Below are 24,201 nucleotides of genomic sequence, written 5' to 3' on the forward strand. Positions count from 1 at the left end.
CCACATTATTTGTGAGTATTTTGTCGTGTAACGCAAAACCCAAAGGGCCGGAGCCTTTAAACATGACTTTTGTTCCCACAATTCGCGACGCTGATGTCGACATGATCGCCAGCCAAATGTCCACCATGCCGGAAACCCAATCGGTTGCCCATTTCAAACCGGGCCCCGGGATCGAGCGGCTGGAGCTGAAATTCGATATCGAAAAGTTGCGCGGTGCGCTGGAGGAATGCCAGAGGCGCGAGGCGATGATGGGGCATATGCAGGATCAGGGATTTGCTGCCCTGCCGCTGACCCAACGCCCGGGGCAGACCGAATGGACCACCAATGATTTGTCGGGGCGATACTGGCTGCGTGGAGACGATCGCTATGTCGAAGAGTCCCGTGAGGATCTGGTGCCCGAGATCGATTTTTCCGAGTTCAATCCAAAATTTGCGGGAACCTATTTCGAGCACATTCACCAGGAGCTGAGCAAACGCTTTCCTATCGGGCGGACCCGGATCCTGTCAAAGGGGTTGTACAACTGCAATTCCTGGCATCGAGACCCGGAACCGCGCCTCCACATCCCGATCATTTCGAACCCTGGATCGCTGTTCATCGTCAACCATCATGTGACGCATTTGCCAGCGGATGGGTCCGTGTATTTTACCGACACACGCGGCTATCATACCGCGCTGAATGGTGGTGAAACCCAGCGTGTGCATATCGTAGCGGCGTTGGCTTATGATCAGGTGACGGAATGAACCAATACGCAGGAATGACCCGAACAGACCGAGGCAACGCACCGGTCTGTGACTTGCGCAGTGATACGGTGACACAACCGGATGCAGGGATGCGTCAGGCCATGTACGAGGCCGAGCTCGGGGATGATGTCTATGGCGAAGATCCGCAGGTCAATCGGCTGGAAACCGAGTTGGCCGAAAGGCTGGGCAAGGAGGCCGGTCTGTTCCTGCCAACCGGGACGATGAGCAATCTGGTTGGATTGCTGGCCCATTGCGCACGGGGAGAGGAGATTATCGTCGGCACTGGGTACCACGTGTATGCCTACGAGGCCGCGGGGGCGTCGGTGCTGGGCGGGATTGCCCTTTGCCCGGTGCCGGTTCGGGCAGATGGGGCGTTGGATCCCGCGGTGATTTCCGGCGCAGTCCGGGATGATGATTCCCATCTGGCGGTCAGTCGCTTGGTGTCACTGGAAAACACGCACAATGGTTTGGTTGTCCCATTGGCCGACATGTCGGCGTCAGCCCGAACCGCACGGTCACATGGATTGTCAGTGCATTTGGATGGAGCTCGTTTCTTCAATGCGATTGCGCAGCTTGGGTGTCGTGAGACGGAATTGGCCGGGTTGGTTGATACCGTGTCAATCTGCCTCTCCAAAGGTCTGGGCACACCGGCGGGATCCGTTTTGGTTGGGCCTCAGGATCTGATTGCGCAAGCGCGTCGCTGGCGCAAGATGCTGGGTGGCGGGATGCGCCAAGCCGGTGTTCTGGCGGCAGCGGGGTTGTATGCATTGAAACACAATGTGGAAGGTTTGAGTGAGGATCACGCGCGGGCCGATCGCATTGCTCAAACGCTTCGAGAGTTGAAGGTCGGGACTGTGACACAGGCCACAAACATGGTGTTCTTCACCCCGACAGACGGTACGAACGACCTACTGCGTGCGCAGCTGGCCAAGCAGGGTGTTGTGTTGGGAGGTGGTTCAAACGGGGCAATTCGTATGGTTTTCCACAAGGATATTGACGACGTGGCAATGGAACGGGTCGAAGACGGCCTGCGGGTATTTTTTGCATAGGCGTGGATGCGCTGGTTGATGGCCAGTGTGAAAGATACGCATAAGTGGTGCCAGGCATCATTTGGACGGGAAATTTGGCAAACTGGGGCTCCCGCCCGTCGTCGGGTTCCTGTCGGAACCTCTCCTCCCGTTGGGCCGGGCGCTTTGCGGGGCAAGCCCCGCAAAGCGCCCGGCGTGGCCCAAGACCAGCGACGACGCATCTTTGATGCTGCGTCAGGGCGCGGGAGCGCGTTGGCGGGGGGCAGGTTACAGGTTTTCCGGCAATGGGTGCGCACCAAACCCAGCTGAGGTCAAATCTCTTTTCGGGCTCTGAGAGCTGCGGTGATTGTGCCATCGTCCAGATAGTCGAGCTCGCCGCCGATGGGCACGCCCTGAGCCAGAGATGTCAGGCGAACCTGGGATTGCAGTTGATCCGCGATGTAGTGTGCCGTGGTCTGTCCGTCGACGGTTGCATTCAGTGCCATGATCACTTCGGAGATATCTTCGGAGATGACCCGGTCGAGCAATCGAGGGATCCGCAGTTCGTTTGGTCCGACTGAATCCAGTGCCGACAGGGTCCCACCAAGCACGTGGTACCGACCTTTGAATACCCCGGACCGTTCCATGGCCCATAGGTCGGCCACATCTTCGACGACGCAGAGTTCGCCCGTTGCGCGTTTGGGGTCTTCGCAGATATCGCAAATTTCCGAAGTCCCGACGTTTCCACAATTCAGGCACTCGCGCGCGCTGATTGCGACCTGGCTCATGGTGTCTGCGAGCGGTGTTAGCAGCAAAGCGCGCTTTCGAATGAGATGAAGCACAGCACGCCGGGCTGATCGGGGGCCTAATCCGGGAAGCTTGGCCATCAGGGCAATCAGGTTTTCGATCTCGTCGGTCGAACCGCTCATCCAAAAGTCTCCTGCGGCATGACGATCACCGCACGTCGTGATCGGGTTGGGCTTTTTTGATCATGGCTTGATTGCGTGACAAAGGAAATGGGTTGCGCTGGATCATCGGGGGATACCACGCTTGTATCGCTGGCGGATATTGCCGCGCACCTGGGGAAGCGTCTGACGGATCAGATGAGCGATGCGCTTCTGCCCAAATGTTTTCCGGGATTTCCTGGGTCCGGCCTGGGTCCAGAAGGACCGCCAAAAACCGATCTGCACCTGCCTCTGAATGGGAAACATGCGTGGCAGGCTTGGCCCTCCCTAAGTCATCCAATCGCAATCCCGCGCAATTGGTCGACGCGGACATCGACATTGGCCAAAAACGCTAATCATGAAGACACGGGCGGTTGGCCTTCCAGGTTTCAGCCTGGCCCATCAGGGCCAGGGCCGTTCAATCCTGCCAATGCACAAGTCAGCCTTGATCAGAAGGGAAGCTTGATGTCCTTCGGCAGTCCCATGCTTTCGGTCAGGCGTGTCATTTCTTCCTGTGCTTTGTCTGCCGCTTTTGACTGTGCGTCTTTGATTGCGGCCAGGATCAGGTCTTCGACAACTTCCTTGTCGTCGCCGTTGAAGATCGAAGGATCAATGTCCAGACCTTTGAGCTCGCCTTTGGCGCTGGCTGTCGCTTTGACCAACCCCGCGCCGCTTTCGCCGACAACCATGACATTATGCAGTTCATCCTGCATCTGGGCCATTTTGGTTTGCAGCTCCTGGGCCGATTTCATCATCTTGGCCATGTCGCCAAGTCCACCGAGACCTTTTAGCATTGGGTCACTCCGTCAAAATTAGGTTGCCGATTAGATACGGGCAGGCGGCCTGATGTACAAGTGTTCTGCGCGTCCTCAGGCAGAACGTTGGCAAAGCTGGGCGGCGCTGGACTCCCGTCGGTCGTTCGATATCCGAGGAAGACAAAGCCGATTTTGTGCAGGGGTGAAAGTGGTTCGAGCCGCTCAACTTGGCCGCATACAAGCGCAGCTAGACTACTCGCACAGATGGGACACCGTCGGCGTCCGTGGCAGAGCAACAAAGGCTTTTGAGGCTGCGTTCCTGCGCGTAATCCCAGGGTCTGCCCCGATGCATCGTCGCGCGTTCGTCCCAGATCAGGACATCGCCGACCTGCCATTTGTGGCTGTAAACATAGTCGGCCTGAGTACAATGGGCGATGGCCCTGTCGATCAGCGCCTGCCCTTGTGCCAGTCCACAGCCTTCGATGGCAAAGGCGTGGCTCGCGATCAGCAGGGCTTCTTCGCCGGTCACCGGGTTTGGCCATACGGCACGCCAAGGGCGGTCAGGCCAACGTGTCATGCGGGGCAGGGTTGCCAGCTTTTCAGAGATGCGCGATCGGGAATGCGATAGGCGGTGCCAGATCACGGCGTCCCGCAATTGCGCTTTCAATTCTTCGGGCATCTCGGCCCAAGCAACCCGTGTCGAAGCGATTTCGGTCTCTCCACCGGTGTCCGGGACGACTTTGGCGGTGATGATATTGACCAGCGATGGGATCGGCAAAAAAGTGCTGTCGGTGTGCCACAACATGTTGGCCTGCAAATCCAGCAATCGTAGGTCGTCAGCTTCGCGCAAGCCTTTGGCCGTGCGGTTCGATAGCGCCGAGACCTCAAAAGCCACATCTGTACCCAAGGCCATCGACTCGCGGTTTTCCAGCGGGCCAAACAGGTGCCCCAACCGCGTGTGTTCCGCGTCTGACAGATCCTGCCCACGAAACAGCAGGGCCGAATGGGTTTCGAAGGCCTGGCGAATTTCTGGAAACAGGTGGTCGGCGGTAACGTCTGATAGATTGACGTCATGAAAAACCAACCCGAAACGGGGATGAAGCGGCGTGGTGTGCATGATTCTGAACCCTGTCTTTTCGAGAACTATTCGCCAGGACGTTGATTCGACCAAGCCCAAATTCGAGGCAAGGCCAGAATGGGCTGATCCAGAGGCGCGCGGGCGTGATTACCCGTCCTCGAAGGGGTCCCATTCGTCTTCGACTTCGGGCAGGGCTTCGGCTTCGACTTCAGCCAGAATGTCCTGTGCGGATCGAATTTCCTTGATCCGGGCCTTGGGGAAGTTGACCAGAACGGCCTGCACTAGCGGGTGTTCTTCAGCTTCTGCGCGCAATGCGTTTTCGGCGGCGTCTTCGCGTTCGCGAATGGTGTCACCACCGCCCTGATTGACCACGATGACAGCCCAGCGGTTTCCAGTCCATCGTTGCAACTGTGCCCCGAGCCTTTGTGACAGATCAGCAGGGGCATCTTCGGTAGGTTGAAATTCTACGCGGCCGGGCTGGTACGAGGCCAAACGCACATAGCTTTCGACTTGGGCCAGCAATACGCCATCTCGATGTTTGCGGATCAATTCGATGACATGTTCGAAGGTGGGATAGCGGGCCAGAGCCAAGGCCGGATCGCCCGCCAATTCCGCCATGGGTGCGCCCGATCCGGAAGCACCAGGTGTAACACTGCTTGCGGCGGGTCCGCCGGCCGGCAGGTTGCCCATAGCAGACTGGGAGGAATATCCGCCATTGCCCCCAGGTGCAGCCATGCCGCCACCTGGATTCGGGGGGGGCGGAGGCGTGTCCTGCAGTCGGCGGATCAGCTCTTCGGGGCTGGGCAGGTCGGCCACATGGGTCAGGCGGATCACTGCCATTTCAGCTGCCATCATGGCGTTAGGCGCAGCGGCGACTTCCTCTAGGGCCTTGAGCAGCATCTGCCACATCCGTGTAAGAACCCGCATGGGCAGAGCTTCGGCCATCTGGCCGCCCCGGGCGCGTTCGTCGGGAGAGATCGTGGGATCTTCGGCGGCATCTGGGGTGATTTTGACCACAGACACCCAATGGGTGATTTCGGCCAGATCCCGCAGCACTGCCAACGGGTCGGCCCCTTCGGCGTATTGCGACCCCAGTTCAGTAAGCGCCCCGGCAGCATCGCCGCGTAGGATCATATCCATCAGGTCCAACACCCGGCCCCGGTCGGCCAGCCCCAGCATGGCCCGGACCTGATCGGCAGAGGTTTCGCCAGCTCCATGTGAAATGGCCTGATCCAGAAGCGATGTCGCGTCTCGGGCCGAACCTTCGGCGGCCCGCGTGATCAACGCCAACGCATCTTCTGCGATCTCGGCGTTTTCTGCGGCGGCTATCTTGCGCATCAGGGCGATCATGTCTTCGGGTTCGATGCGACGCAGGTCGAACCGCTGACACCGCGAGAGCACCGTGACGGGGACTTTGCGGATTTCGGTGGTGGCAAAGATGAACTTCACATGCGCAGGGGGCTCTTCCAGCGTCTTGAGCAGCGCGTTGAACGCACTGGTCGACAGCATGTGAACTTCGTCGATAATATAGATTTTGTAGCGAGCCGAGGCCGCGCGATACCGCACCGAGTCGATGATCTCACGGATGTCGCCCACACCGGTGCGGCTGGCAGCGTCCATTTCCATGACGTCGACATGGCGTCCTTCCATGATCGCCGTGCAATGTTCGCATTGTCCGCAGGGTTCGGTTGTCGGGCCGCCGGTCCCATCGGGACCGATACAGTTCATTCCCTTGGCGATGATCCGTGCTGTCGTGGTTTTGCCGGTGCCCCGGATCCCGGTCATGATGAATGCCTGGGCAATCCGGTCCGCAGCAAAGGCATTCTTGAGTGTGCGCACCATCGCGCTTTGTCCGACCAGGTCGGCAAAGGTTTCAGGGCGGTATTTGCGGGCCAGCACTTGGTACTGGCTGGCGGTGTGATCAGTCATGCAATGCTCGCGCCGGGATTCGTGAGGTCAGGGTCGCCGCTCAGGGTACGGCGGTAGGCCCGTGACGTCCACCGGTCATAGGGGCCAAATGCCCGGTCTGCCGATTTCTCTTTGGGATCTCGCAAAGCTGCTGCACTATTGGCTCCCAAGGAGGCGATAGCAGGCTTGAGGCGACACATGCAGGCACAGGACAGTCAAGACGGTTCCCCGGATGCTGGCCACACAGGGCTGGTCATCCATGCGATTTCGGTCGCAGATGGGATTCTTGCGATCACCCAGCTGCCAGGGGCTTCGGGGTGTTACCAGACCGATATGAACCATATTCGTGAATGGAGACCGGGCCTGGTGATTTCAATGACCACTTATACGGAAATGGAGGCGGTCGGGGCGTCGGCCCTGGGGCAGGACGTGCAGCGTGCAGCCAGCCGCTGGGCGCATCTTCCGGTCGAAGATTTCGGTGCGCCGGGCCCCGGTTTTCTGGCCCGCTGGCCCGAGATCAGCCATATGGCCCGCAAGGCGCTGGTCGGTGGGGGGCGCGTGCTGGTGCATTGCAAGGGTGGGTGTGGCCGGTCCGGCATGGTTGCGCTGCGGTTGATGATTGAATCGGGAGAGGTCCCGGCCCATGCACTGGCCCGGCTGCGCGCAGTGCGCCCGTGTGCGGTGGAAACCACCGAGCAAATGAATTGGGCGTATGGGGAGCGCAGGTTGCCCCACGCTCCGACCTGACAGGCGTCAGGGAACCGCCACCGAGAGAGCGGGCGTTGCGGGTTGAGCCGGTCGGGTTCGCGCCTGAAGCATGGCGCAGGGTGTATGCGCCGCACCGGGGGAGGCCATCGCACCGGTCATGTCAAACAATGCATCGGCAATGCGATCAAGCGTGGCGTTCGCGGTATCGCCCGAGACCCCGCAAAACAACCGGATCTGGTCCTGTGTCGCCACAAAACGCGCCGTACAGACACGATCGCAGCCCTGGACATCCGCAGATCCGTCGATTTCAAAATCAGGCGATGTGGCTGCTCCGGCGCGATGTACCGCCTGGGTCAGTCGTTTGACGATCCGCGCAGCTGCCGGACAAGGGCGTCCGGTGTGCTGGCACAAGGTTGCAGCATAAGAATACGTTTTGTCAGTCCAGATCATAGCGCCCTCCGCGCAGTTGAACGGGTGGACCTGACAGGTGTTGCGATGTGGTATTGGCGCGTTGTGCCATCATCGAACCCTGCCCAGACACCCCGTCCAGGTACAAGTTTCAGTTCCGATGGCAGGTCTCCTGACTTGCGGGTCAAAACTTCCCCGATCCTTCCCACGCCGGATCTGGCGCAGTGGTGATCATTCGGGGTCGCTCGCCGCCTACAGTTGCGGGGGCAGTCGTGGACTGGGCCCTTTTCGGGGCCGCACCACATTCCCTTTTCATCCCGGCCACGTGAGCAACGCGGGAACCATCGGGTTCATCGCTAATGCCTGCGACCCCGCAGCGTCAAGCGGATTCGAAGTGGCACATCTGGTCTGGGAGGCGGCGCAGGATATCCGAATCGCGTTGGACCCGTGCCAATTGCCAGCCACCCTGCATCAGCAAATACAGGTTCTCGGCTGATCGGTGCGCCTGTTCGGGGGATTGTCCCAGACGCAGGGCGTGTTGTTCGACCTCGGTAATCCAGCCCTGAAACAGATGTGCTGCGTGGGTGTGAAAATCTTCGTTTTCCGGCCCTTCGAACAGGGTTGCAGAGACCGGGCAACCGCTCCACTTTCCGGCGCTATCAAACAATTTGGCGAGCTTGTGACACAGAGTCGTGGCCCCCGCTGCAAATGTATCCGCAGGGTCAAAACTGCTGGCGATCAACCGCAACATCTGGTCGGATGCCCAGGTGGCCGATGCCAACGCTAAGTCGGCCTTGCCGTTGGGAAAGTGGTGATACAGCGATCCTTTGGGTGCCTTTGCTTCGACCAGCAATTCATTCAATCCAACGCCATGATAGCCCCTGTTGCGGAACAGATTGGCCGCAGCTCGGATCAGGCGATCCTTGGTCGATAGCGGTTTTGGCGGCGTAACGTCAGTCATGGTGCCAGCTTGACAGAACTGGACCGATTGGTCCAGAGAGTGAATAGACCAAACGGTCTAGTTCGAAAGCGGGGTGGAAGATGCGAGATTTGCAACCTGATGTCACGGAACAAGATGTCAGTTTTGATGCCGGTTCAAAACGCCTGCACGGCACCTTGTTCCGCCCCAAGGGCGATCCTGTTGCCGCCGTTGTCCTGAACCCGGCGACCGGCGCACCGCATGGCTTTTATCGACATTTTGCCCGTTGGTTGGTTACGGACCGCAATATGGCCTGTCTGACATATGATTACTCGGATTTTGGGGCTTCGGCTACGCGGCACCCGCGAGATTCGGATGCGACGATGTCCGATTGGGCGTTGGTTGATCAACCCGCGGCGCGGAATGCCATGCGCGATCTGCTGCCTGGCGTGCCAATTTGGGTGGTGGGACATTCACTGGGGGCGATGCTGATGCCTTTGCAAGACGGGCTTGAGGATGTGCAGCGCATGATCGGTGTCGCCAGCGGCCTGGTGCGCCACACGGACCACCCCTGGCCTTATCAGCTGTTTGCCCGGTTGTTCTGGTTTGGACATGCGCCAATGCTGGTGAAGATGCTGGGGTACCTGCCGGGGCGGGTGGTCGGTTTCAACGTGGATCTTCCATCGGGTGTCTATTGGCAGTGGCGCAGGTGGTGCACGAAACCCAAGAGTTACTTGCCAGAAATGGGGCAAGGGTTGCCGGTCGCTGATTGGTCTCGGTCAGGTGCGCCGGTCTCGCTATTTGCCTTTGACGATGACGAAACGATTCCGCCGAAATGTGTTGCCCGTCTGCAGGATGTATATGGCCCCGAAAAAACCAAGTGTACGACCGTTGTGCCGTCGGATTTTGGTCTGTCCAAAATCGGCCATATGGGGGCTTTTGCTCGTGCTTCCGCTTCCCTGTGGCCCACGTTGATTCCGCAGGCGTGATAGATCGCCAGTTCGCAATGTCAGATCTCACACAACGGTAAAGTATTTTAAAACAATAGATTGGGCGGATATTTGTCGCCGTGTTTTCGGCCAAAGAATGGACCTTCTGATGTTGCGTTTCGACAAGTCTCCAAGAAGCTGTTCAACTGACCCCGGTTTTGAGAGCCTTGCTGCAATTTGGAGATGAGAGCCACGTCTTGAGATCGCTTGCTGCCATTTCGACTGGGAGGGGGCGCTCCCCCAGACCCAAGTAGACACGACCAGAGCGCTGAATTGCCTGCACGATTTTGAGAAAAGGCGGACTCCGGCCATTCGCCGTGATTTGAACCACAGCCTGCTATGCGAACAAAGCGGACTTGTGCATCTGCCGCGATCGCTAACGCAGCATATGGTCGTATGTGCAGAGTCACTGATGCTAAGCCAGAGATTATAACACTAAAGAGGTCGTTCTTTTTTGCGAGCCGACCTATCCTGCAAGACCATTGCGTTGCTCGTGTCACTTCATGAAATGCCGAGCCTTGCTGCAGTGGCATGGTAGATCAACAGCTACCTTATTCGGGAGCTTCATCTAAATCGGAAATGCGGCTGCTTCTTTTACAACGCCATAGGCAAATCGCGTATCGATAGAGGCCAGACCGCCAATACGCTGCAACCTGTCGCGGACGAAGTGCTCGTACCGCTCCAGATCGGCCACGGCGACGCGCAATTGATAATCCGCTTGGCCAGCCATAACATGGCAGTCGAGCACTTCATCCATTCGCATGACTTCGCCTTCAAAGCGATTAACGGTGTCCTCGTCGTGCCTTTCAAGCCGGACGTTCACAAAGGCCGTCACAGCAAGCCCATAGGCTTTGGCATCCACCCGGGCACTGTATCCCCGGATAATTCCAGCCTTTTCAAGGTTCTTCACCCGCCGCAGACAGGGCGATGGGGAGAGGCTGACCGCCTCGGCGAGATCTTGGTTCGTAATCCGGCCATTCCTTTGAAGGGCGCGGATGATCTGACGATCTTTGTTATCTAAATTGCCCATTCTTGGCATAATCTGCTAAAGATTGAGAAAAACAAGCCATATTTGGCGACTTTTGCTCTTTGCGTCTTGGTAAAGTCACCAGAACAAAGGAGAGCCAAAATGACTCAAGGATTTGCAACCCGTGCCATCCACCTGGGATATGATCCAAAAGATAACGAAGGTGCGCTGACCCCCCCATTGCATCTGGCCTCGACCTTTGCGTTCGAGACCGCCGAAGCAGGCGGCGAGATTTTCGCCGGAGCGCGTGAGGGGTATTTCTACTCCCGTATTTCGAACCCCACGCTTGACCTTTTGGAACAGCGCATCGCGTCGCTTGAAGGGGCCGAAGCGGGGCTTGCCTTGGCCTCGGGCATGGGTGCGATCACGGCAACGCTTTGGACGTTGCTCAGCCCCGGTGACGAATTGATCGTCGACAAGACGCTTTACGGTTGCACGTTTGCATTCATGAACCATGGGCTGGCCAAGTTCGGGATCAAGGTTACCCATGTGGATCTGAGCGACCCGGGGAACCTTACCAAGGCCATCAGCAGCAAAACCCGGATCGTTTATTTCGAGACGCCGGCCAACCCCAACATGCGGCTGGTGGACATTGAAACTGTTGCCAGAGTCGCGCATGCCAGCGGCGCCACCGTGATCGTCGACAATACCTATGCGACGCCCTACATCACGCGCCCGATTGATCACGGCGCGGATATTGTGCTGCATTCGGCAACCAAATATCTGGGCGGGCACGGAGATCTGGTGGCGGGACTTGTCGTGGGTACAGCAGAGCAGATTTCCGAGATCCGTTTGGTTGGCATGAAGGATATGACAGGGGCCGTCATGGCACCGTTTAATGCCTTGCTGGTCCAGCGCGGTCTCAAGACGCTGGCGCTGCGGATGGAACGGCATTCGGCTACGGCAATTCAGGTTGCCAATTGGCTCGAAAGCCACCCGGATGTGGGTGTGGTCAGCTACCCGGGCCTGCCGTCATTTGGGCAACATGACGTTGCTCAAAAACAGATGTCCTTGCCCGGTGGCATGATCGCTTTTGAGATGAAAGGCGGGATCGAAGCGGGGCGGGCCCTGATGAATGGTCTCACAATGATCCAGAGGGCGGTATCTTTGGGGGATGCCGAGACATTGATCCAGCATCCGGCATCAATGACACACTCGACCTACTCACCAGAAGAACGCAGCGCTCATGGAATCAGTGACGGATTGGTGCGTCTGTCCATTGGGTTGGAAGACCCCGAGGATATTCTCGACGATCTGGATCAGGCCTTGTCATTGCGGCGCGTGGCCAAGGCAGTCTGATACTGCCCTTCGTCATAATTACCGAGAAATACACCCTTGCGGGAGGACCCCTATGACACATCACATCGGCATCGGCCCGAACCTGCGCAAATCAGCGTATTTTGACGCGACCGTGCGCGACGGCGTGCGCAGCTTTTCGGTCTACAACCACATGCTCATTCCGGGTCACTTTGGTGATCCGGAAGCGGAATATGACCGCCTGTTGAACGGCGTCGCCATGTGGGATGTCGCGGCACAACGGCAGGTGCAACTTCAGGGGCCTGATGCGGGTAAACTGGCGCAATTTTTGACGCCGCGCAACCTGAGCAAGACAAAGATCGGTCAGGGTCGCTATGTGCCGCTTTGCGACCATGATGGGTGGTTGATCAACGACCCGGTCCTGCTGAAACTGAAGGAAGATCGGTATTGGTTTTCTGTGGCAGACAGCGACATTCATCTCTGGACCGCCGCCATCGGGCGGGAGCGCGGATGGGATGTCGACGTGAGCGAGCCCGATGTTTCACCGCTCGCGATACAGGGACCACGGGCCGAGGATGTGACCGCCAAGCTTTTTGGCCCACACATCCGGGATTTCAAATATTTCGGCTTTGCCCAGACAGTGCTGGACGGCATCCCGCTGGTTCTGGCACGCTCTGGGTGGTCGAAACAGGGCGGGTTCGAACTGTATCTGCAAGACAGCCGGCACGGTAACGCCCTTTGGGACAGGGTCAAAGAGGCGGGTCGGGAATTCGACATCGGCCCAGGAGCCCCGAATGACACCGAGCGTCTGGAAAGCGGTCTGATTTCCTATGGTGCAGATATGCGTTTGCAGACACACCGTGCCAATCCGTTCGAGATGGGGATGGGCGCGTTGGTTGATCTGACTGGCGGTCACGATTTTGTCGGCAAGGCCGCGCTGGCGCGGATTACAGAAGAAGGTGTTGTCCGCGCCCGAATAGGGCTGGTCATCGACGGCCATCCGACACCGCCGGGCCATCAAGTGCCCCTCCGGCTGAACGGGGATGAGGTCGGTTACGTCAGTGAGTTTGCCTTTTCCAAGCGGCTTGGCGCGACTATCGGCGTGGGCCTGATGCGCGCGGATCTGGTAGGCACCGACCAACCGCTCTGCGTTGGCGTGGGGTCGATGGAATACTCCGCCAAACTCTCCGAACTCCCCTTCGTCTGAGCGGAAAGGTCCAGCAACATGACACATATTCAGGCACAACACCTTAAAACGATCGAACAGCGGCTGCTTTGGCTGTCGCACTGGATGATCCACAATGCCAACCACATCCGCCCCAAGGCAGATGGCATCAAGGTGGGGGGACATCAGGCCAGTTCTGCGTCGATGGTATCGATCATGACGGCGCTGTATTTCTCGGCTCTCAAACCCCAGGATCGTGTGGCGGTCAAACCCCATGCAAGCCCGGTGTTCCATGCGATCCAATACCTGATGGGCAATATGGATCGCGAGCGAATGGAGAATTTCCGTGGGTTTGGCGGAGTTCAGAGCTATCCAAGCCGCACCAAGGATGTTGACGATGTGGATTTCTCCACCGGCTCTGTCGGGCTGGGCGTGGCAATCACCTCGCTCGCTTCTCTGGTGCAGGACTATATCGCAGCCAAGGCGTGGGGCAGGGATATCATCCAAGGCCGCATGGTCGCGCTTGTTGGGGATGCCGAACTTGACGAAGGCAATATCTACGAGGCCCTGCAGGAAGGGTGGAAAAATGATCTGCGCAATTGCTGGTGGATCATTGACTACAACCGTCAATCCCTTGATGGGATCGTGCGCGGAGGCCTGTTCGAGCGGGTAGAGAAGATCTTTGACGCCTTCGGCTGGCAGGTTGTGCGGGTCAAACATGGCACCTTGCAACGTGCGGCCTTTAATGAGCCTGGCGGTGATGCCTTGCGCAGTTGGATCGATGATTGCCCCAATCAGGATTATTCTGCGCTGACCTATCAAGGCGGTGCCGTTTGGCGGCAACGGCTGATGGATGATCTGGGCGATCAGGGTTCTGTGACTGCGCTTTTGGACAAACGCAGCGATGATGAGCTTGCCGCGCTGATGGAAAACCTCGGTGGCAACTGTGTTGAGACGATGGCTGAGACATTTGCCAGCATCGACCATGATCAGCCGGTTTGTTTTCTTGCCTATACCGTCAAGGGTTGGGGCACGCCGATTGCCGGACACAAAGACAACCACGGTGGTCTGATGACCAAGGCGCAGATGGCGGGATGGCAGGCCCAAATGGGCGTGCCCGAAGGTCAGGAATGGGAACCGTTTGCGGCGGTGAAAGACACATCCGCTTTGCAATCCTTTTTGGACAAGACCCCCTTCTTTGCCAAAGGAACGCGGCGATATGCGGACGCAAAACTACCGGTTCCAACGATCGACTTTGCCGCTGATCGAGAGATTTCGACCCAAGCCGCGTTCGGAAAAATCCTAAATGATTTGGGCAAAGTGGACAGTGCGCTGGCCGCCCGCATCATGACCACATCGCCGGATGTCACGGGCACAACGGGTCTGGGGGCTTGGGTGAATCGGCGCAAGCTCTTCTCACGTTCGGAAGAGGCAGACGCCTTCATTGAACACCGCATCCCATCGACCGCGAAATGGAACTTTGCGCCCGACGGCCAACATGTGGAGCTGGGCATCGCAGAGATGAACCTCTTTCTGTTGCTTGGGGCTGCGGGCCTGTCCCATTCTCTGTTTGGCAAGCGGATCATACCCATTGGTACCGTCTATGACCCCTTTGTTCACCGTGGCCTCGATGCGCTAAATTATGCTTGTTATCAGGATGCACGGTTCATGATCGTCGGTACGCCATCGGGCGTGACCCTGGCACCAGAGGGTGGCGCGCACCAATCCATCGGCACGGCTCTGACAGGCATGGCCCAAGATGGGTTGGCCAGTTTCGAGCCTGCGTTTGCCGATGAACTGGCGGTCATCATGGAATGGGCATTCGATTACATGCAGCGGGATGGTGACGGCGATCCCGATGAGCGCACATGGCTGCGCGATGAAACGGGCGGCTCTGTCTATCTGCGTTTGACGACCGCACCGCTTGAACAACCTGGAAAACGCGTGGATGACTCGTTTCGGCAGGGGGCAGTTGATGGGGCCTATTGGCTTCGCAGGCCGGGGCCGAGTTGCGATGTTGTTATCGCCTATCAAGGGGCTGTGGCCCAAGAGGCGATCGCAGCTGCTGGACAATTGTCTGAAGCGCGCCGTGATGTAGGTGTGCTGGCCGTGACGTCTGCGGACCGGCTGAACGCGGGTTGGACGGCGGCGCAGCGAGACCGGGCGCGTGGTAACGCGTCTGCGCAATCCCATATCGAAACCTTGCTGGGGGATTTGCCGAACTCCTGCTCGATTGTCACAGTGATGGACGGTCACCCTGCCACGCTCGGTTGGCTGGGGTCTGTTGCAGGTCACCGCGCCATCTCACTCGGGGTAGAACACTTCGGCCAGACCGGGTCGATCCAAGATCTCTATCGCCACTACGGCATCGATCGGCGGGGCATCCTGACTGCTGTGGAGGGGCTTACGGTGGGACGGCGTGTTCCCTTGCAGTCTGTCGTCTGATCAGTTGAAAGGACACGGCATGGTTTTTTTGGGGGACGTTTGCGCGGCGGATGTCGCCGCGATCGCCAATGAAACTCTGCTCTACCCCTTCATCAGAAGGTGGAGCTGACCCCTGTCGCAGCAGGATATAACCGCATAGCGCGACAACGGACAAGATCGCAAAAACCTATTTCGGGTGGCAGGGGCCGGCGGCAAAGTCGTCGGTTTCCAAGCCTTAGGTCAAATCCGTTTTTCCAGGAGCAGCCAAATGTTGTTCTAACCGCATTTTTTCACTTGCCCATTCGAAATCCAATTCCTGGCCCAGCTGGCTGAGGTCAGATGATCCCGACTGCACGCCGTCCTCCAGTTGACCAAGTATTTGTGAGACTGTTTCGCATCCAAGAACTGCGGCAGAGCCGGCACATTTATGTATGAGCGACGCGAGTTCAGGGTGCTCTGGCGATGTCAGCGTCGGGTTTGAAATCCTCGAAAGCACAAGGTCCATACTGGCGATAAATTCTGTGACAAGTGCGCGGGCTGCCTCTGGTCCCTTATTCGCCGAAAGGACGTCTAATACCGCTTTCAACTCATGCGTAGATCGCGCATTCGACGTGGATGCGGCACCAGCATGTGTTTGGATTGCCCGCATTAACACGTCGGAGGTCAGCGGTTTGACAACGGTTTCCGAAATACCCGCACTCCTAAACCGGTCTTTATCTTGTGGGAGCGCGTGGGCCGTTAAGGCGAGTATGGGGGTGCCGCGATTAGGCCCCGAACCGCTGCGAATTATTCCAGTTGCCTCTAATCCATCCAACTCCGGCATACTGATGTCCATCAAGATAAGGTCATAGGCGCGTGTGTTTGCCATGCGCACGCCCTCGGCCCCGTCTACGGCAACTTTGGGAAAATGCCCAATTTTCTCAAGCATATCCATAACGACCAATCGATTTATCTCGTTATCCTCTACAACCAGAATTTGCAGCGGAGAAAAGTCGGTATCTGATTGCGAGGCTTCTGAAACATCTTCCTGATCGGTTCTCTGATCCGCTTCTTTGGACATCGGGTGTCCAACCGGCAATCTGATCCAAAAGATGCTGCCGACCCCTTCTTCACTTTCCAGCCCAATGGTGCCGCCCATCGCGGTGACAATTCGCCGTGCGATCCCAAGGCCAAGACCGCTGCCTTCTGCAATCCGGCCATAGCTGGAATCCAGAGTCCGAAAATCTTCGAATATGGTGTCGTGATACTCTGACGCGATTCCAATGCCGGTGTCAGACACGCGGAACTCGATGGTTTCACCGTCAGACATCTGATCACAATCGACCGAGATTTCTCCGTTTTTTGTGAACTTGTTCGCGTTGGCAACAAGGTTCAGGACAATTTGCAAGAGCTTGACCCGATCGACCCAAATTCGACGGGGCGCATGTTTGGCGTCGTATCTGATCGTGTTGCCATTTGCCTCAAATGCAGGGCGCTGGCTCTCGACCAGCTCTTCCAAAAAGGCCCTGGGTTCAAGTTCTGTATTTTCGATTTCCATGAGCCCGGAGTCAGCACGTGAAATGCTCAGCACGCCATTGACGTGGTGCAATAGCAGGTTGGCCGATGTCTCCATTCCCGACAGGTATTTGCTTTGAGAGGCATCCAGACGCGTGCCGCCCATTAGCTCCATCGTTCCGACAAGCCCATTCAGCGGCGTGCGCATTTCATGGCTCATCACCGCGATCAGGTCGGCCTTGGCTTTCTCTCCGGCTATCGCCTTGTCCCGCGCCTCAATCAATTCCTGTTCGACCTCAAAACGCTTGGATATATCGCGCAGGTAGGACACAAAAATCGTTTTTCCATTTACCGTTGCTGACGAAATGGACAATTCCACGGGAAAAACGGTGCCGTCCTTTCGTTTGGCCTCCAGCAGCAAGAGACCTTGCCCAACTACGCGATGTTCTCCGGTTTCACGATAGCGTGCCATTCCTGCTTCGTGGGCGACTTGCAAATGTTCGGGAACAACAAGCCTGCTCATCAGCTGACCAATGGCTTCTTGGCGGGTGTAGCCAAAGATCCGCTCGGCGGCCCCGTTATAGTCAATGATACACCCCTCTGTGTCGATGGTTAGAATGCCATCGATCGACGTGGAGATGACTTCCTGAATGAGATTGCGGGACTCTGCGGCCGAATTCTCAGCCAATGAACTCCGTTGAACGAGCTTGAGTAGGAAAAGGACCACCACAAAAAAGATCGTCACCAGCGCCAAGGTCAAAAATGCGATCTGCCCCAGCAGGGCACCAACGGAGTTTCTGTGTGCATCGGCACCGGCTGCGAATTCGCCCATGCCGGTCAGGGAAAACTGCCGTGCTTTTGGTGCGATATCCATCAAGGTCGCTTCGATGTCAGGCAATCGTTGGCGCAGTTGCGCATCGTCGCCATCAAATACGGGTGCAAAACTGTCCAAAAAATCGGTCAGTGCGTCCAACGCGGCCTGTGCATCCGACTTTTTGCGAATGTCCTGGAATTGCTGGCCATCAGAGATTGTGAGGACCCGGCTGTAAAAGATATCGAAACGGTTGCGTAGGTTCTGTAGCCCGGTGTTTTCATCACGCGATGCCACCAAAACGGCGTTTTGAAGCCGCTGCAGGTCAACTTCGGTTTGGGCAAGCGACCATTGCGTCGTATCCGCAGTGGCGGTCGTCTGATCGTCGATTTCCTGTCTCAGGCTTCCCGCAACAACAAATATCATGATCCCAATGACCGCAATAGCAACGGTCGACGCAAACGGACCTGCGCCTTGGATGCCGCGAATTGGAAGAGTGGAAAGGGTGTTTTTCAAATTTCAATGCGCCTTTGACCAGGGGGCGGCAAATGTGCCTATTCGCTCACCACAATCCGATCAAGCTGCCAAATACTGCGGGAATACACAATCTCGGTGCGAAATTTGGCGTTGGAATCGTAGGGGTATACAATCCAGAGAGGTCCCTTTTCGCGCACTGACATGCGTTCGTCGTTTCTCAGGAACGCGATAATCGGTCCTTCCAATAGAGCATCGGAGATCGGGATCTCGACCGAGTAGTCGTTGACGGCCGTCGCCCTCAACTTACCCGTCTTGATGCCGAGCGAGGATACAAACGATGACAAGGGGACGCCCGTGAATGTCTGTTCCCCTTCGGTCCACGGTGTCGTCGTGGTAAAAGTTACCTCGCCGTCACCCCGAAGGTCCGAAAATGCGTACTCATACGTGGCTGTGGTCTCAGTGGATGTTGAAACCCCGGACACTGTCAAAACGGTGTCGCTTGCCATTGCAGGAATGGTGGAAAAGAACAGGAGCGCGACGGCTGCTGTAAATTGCGTTAGATATCCCATTGTTCACCTCTTGGGCCATTTTTTGATGGCCCTGAAAATGCCATGGACATCTGTGCAGGTCACAGGCGCATAGGTCGGTTCACACTCTACTTTGGTATAGGAGCTAGAGCAAAATCGCCGAAATCGCCGCCTTTTGATCGGGAGAATGCGAAAATCACATCTGTTACACCTTGGGTGAGAAAAATTTCTAAAAAAAACCTCAATTGAGTGCAAATTGGCAGAGGACTGGTTATGCATAATTTACAAATTCAAAACCCTCCACGCGTACAGTCTCAAGCCCGCCAATCAGGTAAATTGACGATGCGGGTACTTATTGCCGATGATCACGATCTCGTTCGAGAAGCGATTGCGTCTTTGTTGATGCAGGAAGGATTCGAAGCTGTCGAAACAGTCTCGGATCTGGGGGAAGCGATTGCACAAGTCGAACAAAGCGGCGCATTCGATCTGGTCCTCCTTGATTACAAAATGCCCGGCATGAATGGTCTGGAAGGGTTAGCCAGAATGAAGGCTGCCAACGACGGGAAACCTGTTGCGCTTTTGTCGGGCAACATGTCCCGTGCTGCGGTTCAGGATGCTATCAACCAGGGCGCGGCCGGTTTCGTTCCCAAAACCATCGCCTCGATATCTTTGAGCAATGCGGTGAAATTCATGATCGCGGGGGAGATTTTTGCGCCCTACAATTTCATGCAAGAACCGGATTCCGCAGCTGGCAACCTAAGCACGCGCGAAACCGAAGTGTTGCGCGGTTTATGTGATGGGCTGTCGAACAAGGAGATCGCACGCAATCTGGATTTGCAGGAGGCGACGATCAAGCTTCACGTGAAGACGTTGTGCGGGAAACTCGAGGCGCGCAACCGTACCCATGCGGCCATGATCGCGCGGGATCAGAACCTGCTTTGACGTGAACACGCCAGAATCGGTGCCCTAATTTGCTTTGCTCCATAGCGGCCATGGCTCTCAGTATGCGCCCTGGCCGCCCATCACCACACGCACTGTTCGAAATAGGATGCGCAGGTCAATCCACAGCGAAATCTGCCGAACATACTCCAAATCCAGCTCGATCATTTCGTCAAATCCAATCTCAGCGCGACCCGAAACCTGCCACAACCCAGTAATTCCCGGCAATACATCGTGACGCTGATGCGCCGCCTCTGGATATTGCGCCACCTCGCAGGGTAACCCCGGCCGCGGCCCCACAAACGACATGTCTCCCGTGAGGACGTTGATCACCTGCGGTAGTTCGTCCAAAGACCAGCGGCGCAGGAAGCGACCAATGGGCGTGATCCGAGGGTCGTGCTTCACTTTTAGGCAAATGCCCTGACGGTCGCTGAGGTGCCCAACCTCGTTACGACGGCTTTCCGCATCCACGTACATCGATCTGAATTTCAACATTTCAAAGGTATCGCCCGCCAGCCCCACCCGCGTTTGCACAAAAAACGCAGGTCCTCGCGATGTGACCATCACCGCAAGGCCGATGAAAAACAGAACCGGAACCAAGGCCGGTAGGGCGATCGCGCACAACACGAGGTCCAACAGTCGCTTGTGTCGCCAACCGCGTGTTTTGGGTTTCGAGCAGACAGAATTCACGGTCATCATGGTCATTGGGAAACCTCCGTACGGGAAAAACTCAGGTGCGCACCGCCAGCCAGGGATCACCTGGCAAGGCGTGACGCATCACCGCAATGCTGCCGTTGGCAGGTAAATGGTCGAGCTGGTCGACCAGGTTCAGAACAGTTGCGCGGGTGACGTCGGGCGTGACGAAAAGAACGCCAACATCGGCATTTGACAGGACGAACCGGGCGGACAGGCAATCCTGCATTCCGCCGGTCGAGACAACGACAACGTCAAACGGTTTTGCTGCCCGGGTTAAAGCGGACCGAACCATTGTGACCGACACGGCTGTGTCGTCCAACTGATCGGCAAACCCCTTGCCAATAGACACCAGACCTGGCTTGTCGTCGGTCCTGTGCAGTTTGATCTTGGAACCTAATAACAGGTCACGCCATCCTGTTGTTCCATCTCCCCTGCTTGCATTTGCAATATCCGCATCGATGAACAAAACCTTCATCCGAGCGCGCGCAAAGCTTTCCGCAAGTGCGCGTGCACAGTCCGTCGACGGGCCTGACTGAACACTGGTGACCGCGATGACAGGTGCCGATCCCACCAACCGTGGTTTTCTCAGGCATTGCACCTGCAATTCGTTGCGCAGCAGATCGGCGGCATGGGAGTCATCGGCACCCGCATCCGACACTTGACGAACCGGTAGCTGCTTTTTGACAGGCAAGAGGTTCTCGGCGAACCGCACGCCTCGATCGCTGAACCCAAGCACCAGCATAACAGCCAGCGCCACCCCAATGCCGCCGGCAAACCCGGTGGCCATCATCATCTTTTGGGTGTCTTCTGCGGGCTCCAAAGTGCGCGATGGCGGAGACATCACAACTGCATACCCCGGTAGGGCACGGCCGGATTCAAGCCGGATCACCTCCAGCGCTCGACGGGTTTCTTCCAAAAGCCGTTCGGCGGCGGTGATCTCTGTTTCGATCCCGTCCAGGTCGATACGGCGTCGATTGAGGTCTCTGGCTTCCCGACGGGCGTTGTCCAATTGTTTGGATACTTTTACGAGCAGGGATCTGATTTCGGCAAGCGTGGTGTCTTCGCCAGTGTTGCTGGCTGCGGTCAGGGCTCCGGTTTGGCCCAGAACACGGATCTGGTCGCGGCGATTTGACATCGCCAGTTCAATGACCGCGATCTCGTCGATTTTTGACGCGATCTTGCGCTGGAACCGCAGGTTGCTCTTGTCGCCATAGCCCGCGCGAAATCCGGCCAAGTGGCTTTTGAGCTTTGCGCGCTCAAAGCTGAGGTCGGCCATGGCCCGGTCCAACAGGGTCGCGCGCATGATTTCCTGGTCCGACGTATCCGCCGATGAAGATATGTCTTCGGTCTCAAGCGCTGCAAGCGTGGCGGTCACTTCCGACTTGCGGGCGGCCAGTGCATCGACCTGTGCGATCTTTTCAATATGCGCTTTGGCCAAGGCGTTCAGCCCAAACTCTCCGCCGGTTTCCAGTTGGTTCGCGCGCAATGCCGCAAGCCGTTCGATTAGATCCATTTCCCGCGCGTGCAGTTCGGACAACCGCACCGTCGAGCGTGCCTCTTCGGCCTCGGATTTCAGGGCCAGATACGAGGCAATCACCGCGTCCAGCTTCTGGGCCGCAAACACACGGTCCTTGCTGAGCGTCTTGAGTACAATCAGGCTGTCGGATCGTCTGATGTTCACCGAGCGTGCCATATCGGTTGCCGTCAACCCGTCAGCCAAATCGGGGCGGGTGACCGACAGCTTTTGAACCGACCGCTCCATGACCGGATGCGAGGCCACATAGGTCGTTTCGGCCTTTACGAAGCTGGAAAAAATCTTCAGGACCGAGTCTTCTCCAGTCGCATAGAGGATGTTGGATTCTTGCGGGTAGACACGCAAAATCGCTTGAGATTCAAAGAGTTGCGTGCCGGAAATGTAGCCAATAATTGCAACGGCAGGCGACAGGAACGCGCCGAGCGCAACTGTCTTGATCCACCGTCCACGCATTGCGCGCGCGACAGCTGCGAAGGGATTTGCCTGCACCGGCTCTTCGGCTACAGCGGCCTGAGCTTCGAACACCTCATCAGAGTTTATTGCGGCGACGCTGACCATTACATCACCCCGCTGAACGGGTTGTCAGATCCCGCTCCCACTGTTCTGCACCGGGTCTTGCTCTGCCCCATGACATGGATACCCGAGACCAGACATTGACACAGGCATAGACAGAGAGCGGCAACGCCAATGCAGGATTCCGAATTGCCCGCTTGATCACTGTGCCGGGGCTTCCGGTCTCGGGGCTTGGCAGGCCCATGGATGTCACCGCGCGGGCACCGCGCAGGCTGCGCCGCCGAACGGCGATCAGGCTGCGGACAGTCTTCGGCGCGCGCGCCGTAAACCGGCATTCCGGCACAAAAGCGATGTTTTGTTTGGGGATACTGCGACGAATGTATTCGTCATCGGCCGTGATGTGGGGCAAGGGGAATATCTGTGCTGCGGCTTGTGATGAAAGTGCAAACAGACCACCGAATTTCCCATTGTCAAAATAGGGGTTCGTCCGCCACCCTTTGTAGTAGGCGCGCACGACCGCAGAGGCTTCGGTGGCCTGAACATCCATTTGTCCGCAGGCTGCCTGGATCGCATCACCGTTCAATGCGGTGATCAGTGCCTTCAGGCTTTCCGAGGTCACGTCCAGATCGGCGTCCAGGCAGACAACCGGTATGTCCTTGGCGGCAACTTGGTAGCCAAGATTGAGCGCGTTGCATTTACCCGGCGTATCGGTTTCAAGAACGGTTGCTTGTGGTTGGGCTGACAAGGCTCGACCCACAGTGCCGTCAGTACAAGCATTTGCAATGACGACAATACGAAACCTGTCCAGTGGCAAACCACGCGACAGGTGCTGCAAGGTGCGCCAGATGACCGCCGCCTCGTTATGGGCTGGGATAAGGATGGTTGCTTCGGTCACGCCGCTGACCTCCTTCGCTGAGAGGTGTCCACCGCCTTCTCCGAGGCGTCCGCCCACACAAATTCTCGAATGACCTCGATCAGAGGGGCGAGTTCGGCCGCTTGAGGTACCCCGGCGCAGTGAGCGCCGCCTGTTTGCCCTGACATGGCGAGATCCAAGGCGTTGTGTAGCCCGTCCTGATCCTGAACAACCGTGACATTGGACAACCGCGACATCTCGCGTGCGGTGTCTTGCTGATGGTTGTTGCGATGTTCGCCAAAACGCGCGCGTCGAGGCATAAGGATCACCGGTTTGCCAAGCTCTGCCGCTGTCAGGATGGTACCCATCCCGGCGTGGGCAACGATCAGAGAGGCGGCTTGAAAACGTCGGTGAAATTCGGACATGCCCAGCATGCTGGCCGTTTCGATGCTCGTGACCTTGGCCGCGCTCTCCCCGCATTGGGCAAACACCGGCACATGAGAGTTGTGCTTTGCCCAACGGTCCAGACCAGTTAGCAGTCGATCAAAAGGTAGCTGTGTTCCGACAGTGGCGAAGATCATGGCATTCCCCCAGGTTTGCGTGAAAATCAGATCACCGCACCGCGATACTCGGCCCCGGCCTTTGACGCGACGCCAGGCCATTGGGACAGCACACGATCGGCAACGTTCAGGGCCAATCGCGCCGAAGCCGACAGGCTGCGCGCATTCGCGATCGAGTCGATAAACATGGTGCGTGCACCGAGAAGCCGCCCGATCCTGATCGCGAGAAATCCACCCGCAGCACCCGTTGAAACGATCACGTCCGGGCGCACACGCACAACGATCCATGCCAGCGAAAGTGCACACAGAAGCAGGCGCACCGGCGTGTCCTTGTTGGCATCCGGAAAAACATGGAAGTTTCGCCCGGCAACCTGCTCGGACGCAGACGCGTCAGTTGTGGCATAATGGATCTGGGCCCCGGAAAACGCTGGTGCCAAACGTTGCATTTGTGTCCAGTGACCACCGCCC

Annotated in this window: 22 protein-coding genes and 1 riboswitch; of the genes, 8 read left to right on the forward strand and 14 right to left on the reverse strand. The window is 57.4% G+C overall.

From position 1 onward, the window contains the following. Positions 1-62: 62 nt before the first annotated feature. Both QEZ52_RS04025 and ltaE read left to right on the forward strand, forming a co-directional pair. Positions 63-740 (forward strand): hypothetical protein, encoded by a 678-nt coding sequence (locus QEZ52_RS04025; RefSeq protein ID WP_406648154.1) that lies wholly within the window; start codon positions 63-65, stop codon positions 738-740. Then, positions 737-1,789 carry a low-specificity L-threonine aldolase gene (gene ltaE / locus QEZ52_RS04030; protein WP_406648155.1) on the forward strand — a complete coding sequence of 351 codons (1,053 nt, stop codon included), beginning with the start codon at positions 737-739 and terminating at the stop codon, positions 1,787-1,789. Before QEZ52_RS04025 ends, ltaE begins: the two co-directional genes overlap by 4 nt. A 290-nt stretch (positions 1,790-2,079) precedes the next feature. Here ltaE and recR read toward each other — a convergent pair whose 3' ends face one another. The 4 genes from recR to QEZ52_RS04050 all read right to left on the reverse strand — a co-directional run bounded on the left by recR (position 2,080) and on the right by QEZ52_RS04050 (position 6,453). After that, positions 2,080-2,676, reverse strand: a complete 597-nt coding sequence (recR, locus tag QEZ52_RS04035; protein WP_406648156.1) for a recombination mediator RecR — start codon at positions 2,674-2,676, stop codon at positions 2,080-2,082. A 464-nt stretch (positions 2,677-3,140) separates the two neighbouring features. After that, the gene (locus QEZ52_RS04040; protein ID WP_406648157.1) at positions 3,141-3,485 is read right to left on the reverse strand and encodes a YbaB/EbfC family nucleoid-associated protein; all 345 of its coding nucleotides are present in this window, start codon (positions 3,483-3,485) and stop codon (positions 3,141-3,143) included. A gap of 208 nt (positions 3,486-3,693) precedes the next feature. Further along, positions 3,694-4,563, reverse strand: coding sequence for a TauD/TfdA dioxygenase family protein (locus tag QEZ52_RS04045; RefSeq protein ID WP_406648158.1), 870 nt, complete (start codon positions 4,561-4,563; stop codon positions 3,694-3,696). 108 nt (positions 4,564-4,671) lie between these two features. Beyond that, the gene (locus QEZ52_RS04050) at positions 4,672-6,453 is read right to left on the reverse strand and encodes a DNA polymerase III subunit gamma/tau (RefSeq protein WP_406648159.1); all 1,782 of its coding nucleotides are present in this window, start codon (positions 6,451-6,453) and stop codon (positions 4,672-4,674) included. A 177-nt stretch (positions 6,454-6,630) separates the two neighbouring features. Between QEZ52_RS04050 and QEZ52_RS04055 the strand changes: the two genes are divergently transcribed. After that, a complete protein-coding gene (locus tag QEZ52_RS04055; RefSeq protein WP_406648160.1) occupies positions 6,631-7,179 on the forward strand; it encodes a protein-tyrosine phosphatase family protein in 549 nt (182 codons plus the stop codon). 6 nt (positions 7,180-7,185) lie between these two features. On the opposite strand, the gene QEZ52_RS04060 is transcribed toward QEZ52_RS04055, so the two are convergent. Together QEZ52_RS04060 and QEZ52_RS04065 are read right to left on the reverse strand one after the other, a co-directional pair. Next, positions 7,186-7,590: a hypothetical protein gene (locus QEZ52_RS04060; RefSeq protein WP_406648162.1), complete on the reverse strand. Its 405-nt coding sequence runs from the start codon at positions 7,588-7,590 to the stop codon at positions 7,186-7,188. Positions 7,591-7,692: 102 nt separating this feature from the next. Then, positions 7,693-7,909, reverse strand: a riboswitch (cobalamin riboswitch). Between the two features lie 18 nt (positions 7,910-7,927). After that, a complete protein-coding gene (locus QEZ52_RS04065; RefSeq protein WP_406648164.1) occupies positions 7,928-8,509 on the reverse strand; it encodes a TetR/AcrR family transcriptional regulator in 582 nt (193 codons plus the stop codon). A gap of 80 nt (positions 8,510-8,589) precedes the next feature. On the opposite strand from QEZ52_RS04065, the gene QEZ52_RS04070 reads away from it, so the two are divergent. After that, positions 8,590-9,456, forward strand: coding sequence for an alpha/beta fold hydrolase (locus QEZ52_RS04070; RefSeq protein WP_406648166.1), 867 nt, complete (start codon positions 8,590-8,592; stop codon positions 9,454-9,456). Positions 9,457-10,024: 568 nt separating this feature from the next. On the opposite strand, the gene QEZ52_RS04075 is transcribed toward QEZ52_RS04070, so the two are convergent. Further along, positions 10,025-10,495 (reverse strand): Lrp/AsnC family transcriptional regulator, encoded by a 471-nt coding sequence (locus QEZ52_RS04075; protein ID WP_406648168.1) that lies wholly within the window; start codon positions 10,493-10,495, stop codon positions 10,025-10,027. A gap of 90 nt (positions 10,496-10,585) precedes the next feature. On the opposite strand from QEZ52_RS04075, the gene QEZ52_RS04080 reads away from it, so the two are divergent. Genes QEZ52_RS04080 through QEZ52_RS04090 form a run of 3 tightly spaced genes read left to right on the forward strand, consistent with a single transcriptional unit; the run spans position 10,586 to position 15,350 of the window. Continuing rightward, the gene (locus QEZ52_RS04080; RefSeq protein WP_406648169.1) at positions 10,586-11,782 is read left to right on the forward strand and encodes a methionine gamma-lyase; all 1,197 of its coding nucleotides are present in this window, start codon (positions 10,586-10,588) and stop codon (positions 11,780-11,782) included. Positions 11,783-11,834: 52 nt separating this feature from the next. After that, positions 11,835-12,947 (forward strand): glycine cleavage T C-terminal barrel domain-containing protein, encoded by a 1,113-nt coding sequence (locus tag QEZ52_RS04085; RefSeq protein WP_406648171.1) that lies wholly within the window; start codon positions 11,835-11,837, stop codon positions 12,945-12,947. A gap of 18 nt (positions 12,948-12,965) precedes the next feature. Beyond that, positions 12,966-15,350, forward strand: coding sequence for a transketolase-like TK C-terminal-containing protein (locus QEZ52_RS04090; protein WP_406648173.1), 2,385 nt, complete (start codon positions 12,966-12,968; stop codon positions 15,348-15,350). Positions 15,351-15,564: 214 nt separating this feature from the next. Here QEZ52_RS04090 and QEZ52_RS04095 read toward each other — a convergent pair whose 3' ends face one another. Together QEZ52_RS04095 and QEZ52_RS04100 are read right to left on the reverse strand one after the other, a co-directional pair. Beyond that, on the reverse strand, positions 15,565-18,150 hold the full coding sequence (locus QEZ52_RS04095) for an ATP-binding protein (protein ID WP_406648175.1): 2,586 nt from the start codon (positions 18,148-18,150) through the stop codon (positions 15,565-15,567). 38 nt (positions 18,151-18,188) lie between these two features. Continuing rightward, positions 18,189-18,680 (reverse strand): oxidoreductase, encoded by a 492-nt coding sequence (locus QEZ52_RS04100; RefSeq protein WP_406648177.1) that lies wholly within the window; start codon positions 18,678-18,680, stop codon positions 18,189-18,191. A gap of 300 nt (positions 18,681-18,980) precedes the next feature. Between QEZ52_RS04100 and QEZ52_RS04105 the strand changes: the two genes are divergently transcribed. Beyond that, entirely contained in the window at positions 18,981-19,580 is a 600-nt protein-coding gene (locus QEZ52_RS04105) for a response regulator transcription factor (protein WP_406650304.1), read from the forward strand. A gap of 57 nt (positions 19,581-19,637) precedes the next feature. On the opposite strand, the gene QEZ52_RS04110 is transcribed toward QEZ52_RS04105, so the two are convergent. From QEZ52_RS04110 to QEZ52_RS04130, 5 genes are read right to left on the reverse strand one after another with little or no spacing between them, the layout of a single operon-like run. Further along, positions 19,638-20,282, reverse strand: a complete 645-nt coding sequence (locus QEZ52_RS04110) for a sugar transferase (protein WP_406648179.1) — start codon at positions 20,280-20,282, stop codon at positions 19,638-19,640. 25 nt (positions 20,283-20,307) lie between these two features. Beyond that, entirely contained in the window at positions 20,308-22,365 is a 2,058-nt protein-coding gene (locus tag QEZ52_RS04115) for a hypothetical protein (protein WP_406648180.1), read from the reverse strand. Positions 22,366-22,369: 4 nt separating this feature from the next. Next, positions 22,370-23,215 (reverse strand): glycosyltransferase, encoded by an 846-nt coding sequence (locus QEZ52_RS04120; protein WP_406648181.1) that lies wholly within the window; start codon positions 23,213-23,215, stop codon positions 22,370-22,372. After that, on the reverse strand, positions 23,212-23,754 hold the full coding sequence (locus QEZ52_RS04125) for a glycosyltransferase (protein ID WP_406648182.1): 543 nt from the start codon (positions 23,752-23,754) through the stop codon (positions 23,212-23,214). The genes QEZ52_RS04120 and QEZ52_RS04125 overlap by 4 nt, the downstream gene beginning before the upstream one ends. Positions 23,755-23,780: 26 nt before the next feature. After that, entirely contained in the window at positions 23,781-24,179 is a 399-nt protein-coding gene (locus QEZ52_RS04130; RefSeq protein ID WP_406648183.1) for a UDP-N-acetylglucosamine--LPS N-acetylglucosamine transferase, read from the reverse strand. Between the last annotated feature and the right edge of the window lie 22 nt (positions 24,180-24,201).

The organism is Aliisedimentitalea scapharcae, from assembly GCF_045277565.1.
In the GTDB taxonomy this organism is placed as follows: Bacteria; Pseudomonadota; Alphaproteobacteria; order Rhodobacterales; family Rhodobacteraceae; genus Aliisedimentitalea; species Aliisedimentitalea scapharcae.

Bases quoted from the DNA above. Each gene is read 5' to 3' on its own strand.
- QEZ52_RS04065 (WP_406648164.1), bottom strand. From the start codon at position 8,509: ATGACTGACGTTACGCCGCCAAAACCGCTATCGACCAAGGATCGCCTG.
- QEZ52_RS04045 (WP_406648158.1), bottom strand. From the start codon at position 4,563: ATGCACACCACGCCGCTTCATCCCCGTTTCGGGTTGGTTTTTCATGAC.
- recR (WP_406648156.1), bottom strand. From the start codon at position 2,676: ATGAGCGGTTCGACCGACGAGATCGAAAACCTGATTGCCCTGATGGCC.
- QEZ52_RS04070 (WP_406648166.1), top strand. From the start codon at position 8,590: ATGCGAGATTTGCAACCTGATGTCACGGAACAAGATGTCAGTTTTGAT.
- QEZ52_RS04130 (WP_406648183.1), bottom strand. From the start codon at position 24,179: ATGCAACGTTTGGCACCAGCGTTTTCCGGGGCCCAGATCCATTATGCC.
- QEZ52_RS04075 (WP_406648168.1), bottom strand. From the start codon at position 10,495: ATGCCAAGAATGGGCAATTTAGATAACAAAGATCGTCAGATCATCCGC.
- QEZ52_RS04100 (WP_406648177.1), bottom strand. From the start codon at position 18,680: ATGGGATATCTAACGCAATTTACAGCAGCCGTCGCGCTCCTGTTCTTT.
- QEZ52_RS04040 (WP_406648157.1), bottom strand. From the start codon at position 3,485: ATGCTAAAAGGTCTCGGTGGACTTGGCGACATGGCCAAGATGATGAAA.
- QEZ52_RS04085 (WP_406648171.1), top strand. From the start codon at position 11,835: ATGACACATCACATCGGCATCGGCCCGAACCTGCGCAAATCAGCGTAT.
- QEZ52_RS04060 (WP_406648162.1), bottom strand. From the start codon at position 7,590: ATGATCTGGACTGACAAAACGTATTCTTATGCTGCAACCTTGTGCCAG.
- QEZ52_RS04055 (WP_406648160.1), top strand. From the start codon at position 6,631: ATGCAGGCACAGGACAGTCAAGACGGTTCCCCGGATGCTGGCCACACA.
- QEZ52_RS04080 (WP_406648169.1), top strand. From the start codon at position 10,586: ATGACTCAAGGATTTGCAACCCGTGCCATCCACCTGGGATATGATCCA.
- QEZ52_RS04050 (WP_406648159.1), bottom strand. From the start codon at position 6,453: ATGACTGATCACACCGCCAGCCAGTACCAAGTGCTGGCCCGCAAATAC.
- QEZ52_RS04115 (WP_406648180.1), bottom strand. From the start codon at position 22,365: ATGGTCAGCGTCGCCGCAATAAACTCTGATGAGGTGTTCGAAGCTCAG.
- QEZ52_RS04090 (WP_406648173.1), top strand. From the start codon at position 12,966: ATGACACATATTCAGGCACAACACCTTAAAACGATCGAACAGCGGCTG.
- QEZ52_RS04110 (WP_406648179.1), bottom strand. From the start codon at position 20,282: ATGACCATGATGACCGTGAATTCTGTCTGCTCGAAACCCAAAACACGC.
- QEZ52_RS04125 (WP_406648182.1), bottom strand. From the start codon at position 23,754: ATGATCTTCGCCACTGTCGGAACACAGCTACCTTTTGATCGACTGCTA.
- ltaE (WP_406648155.1), top strand. From the start codon at position 737: ATGAACCAATACGCAGGAATGACCCGAACAGACCGAGGCAACGCACCG.
- QEZ52_RS04025 (WP_406648154.1), top strand. From the start codon at position 63: ATGACTTTTGTTCCCACAATTCGCGACGCTGATGTCGACATGATCGCC.
- QEZ52_RS04105 (WP_406650304.1), top strand. From the start codon at position 18,981: ATGCGGGTACTTATTGCCGATGATCACGATCTCGTTCGAGAAGCGATT.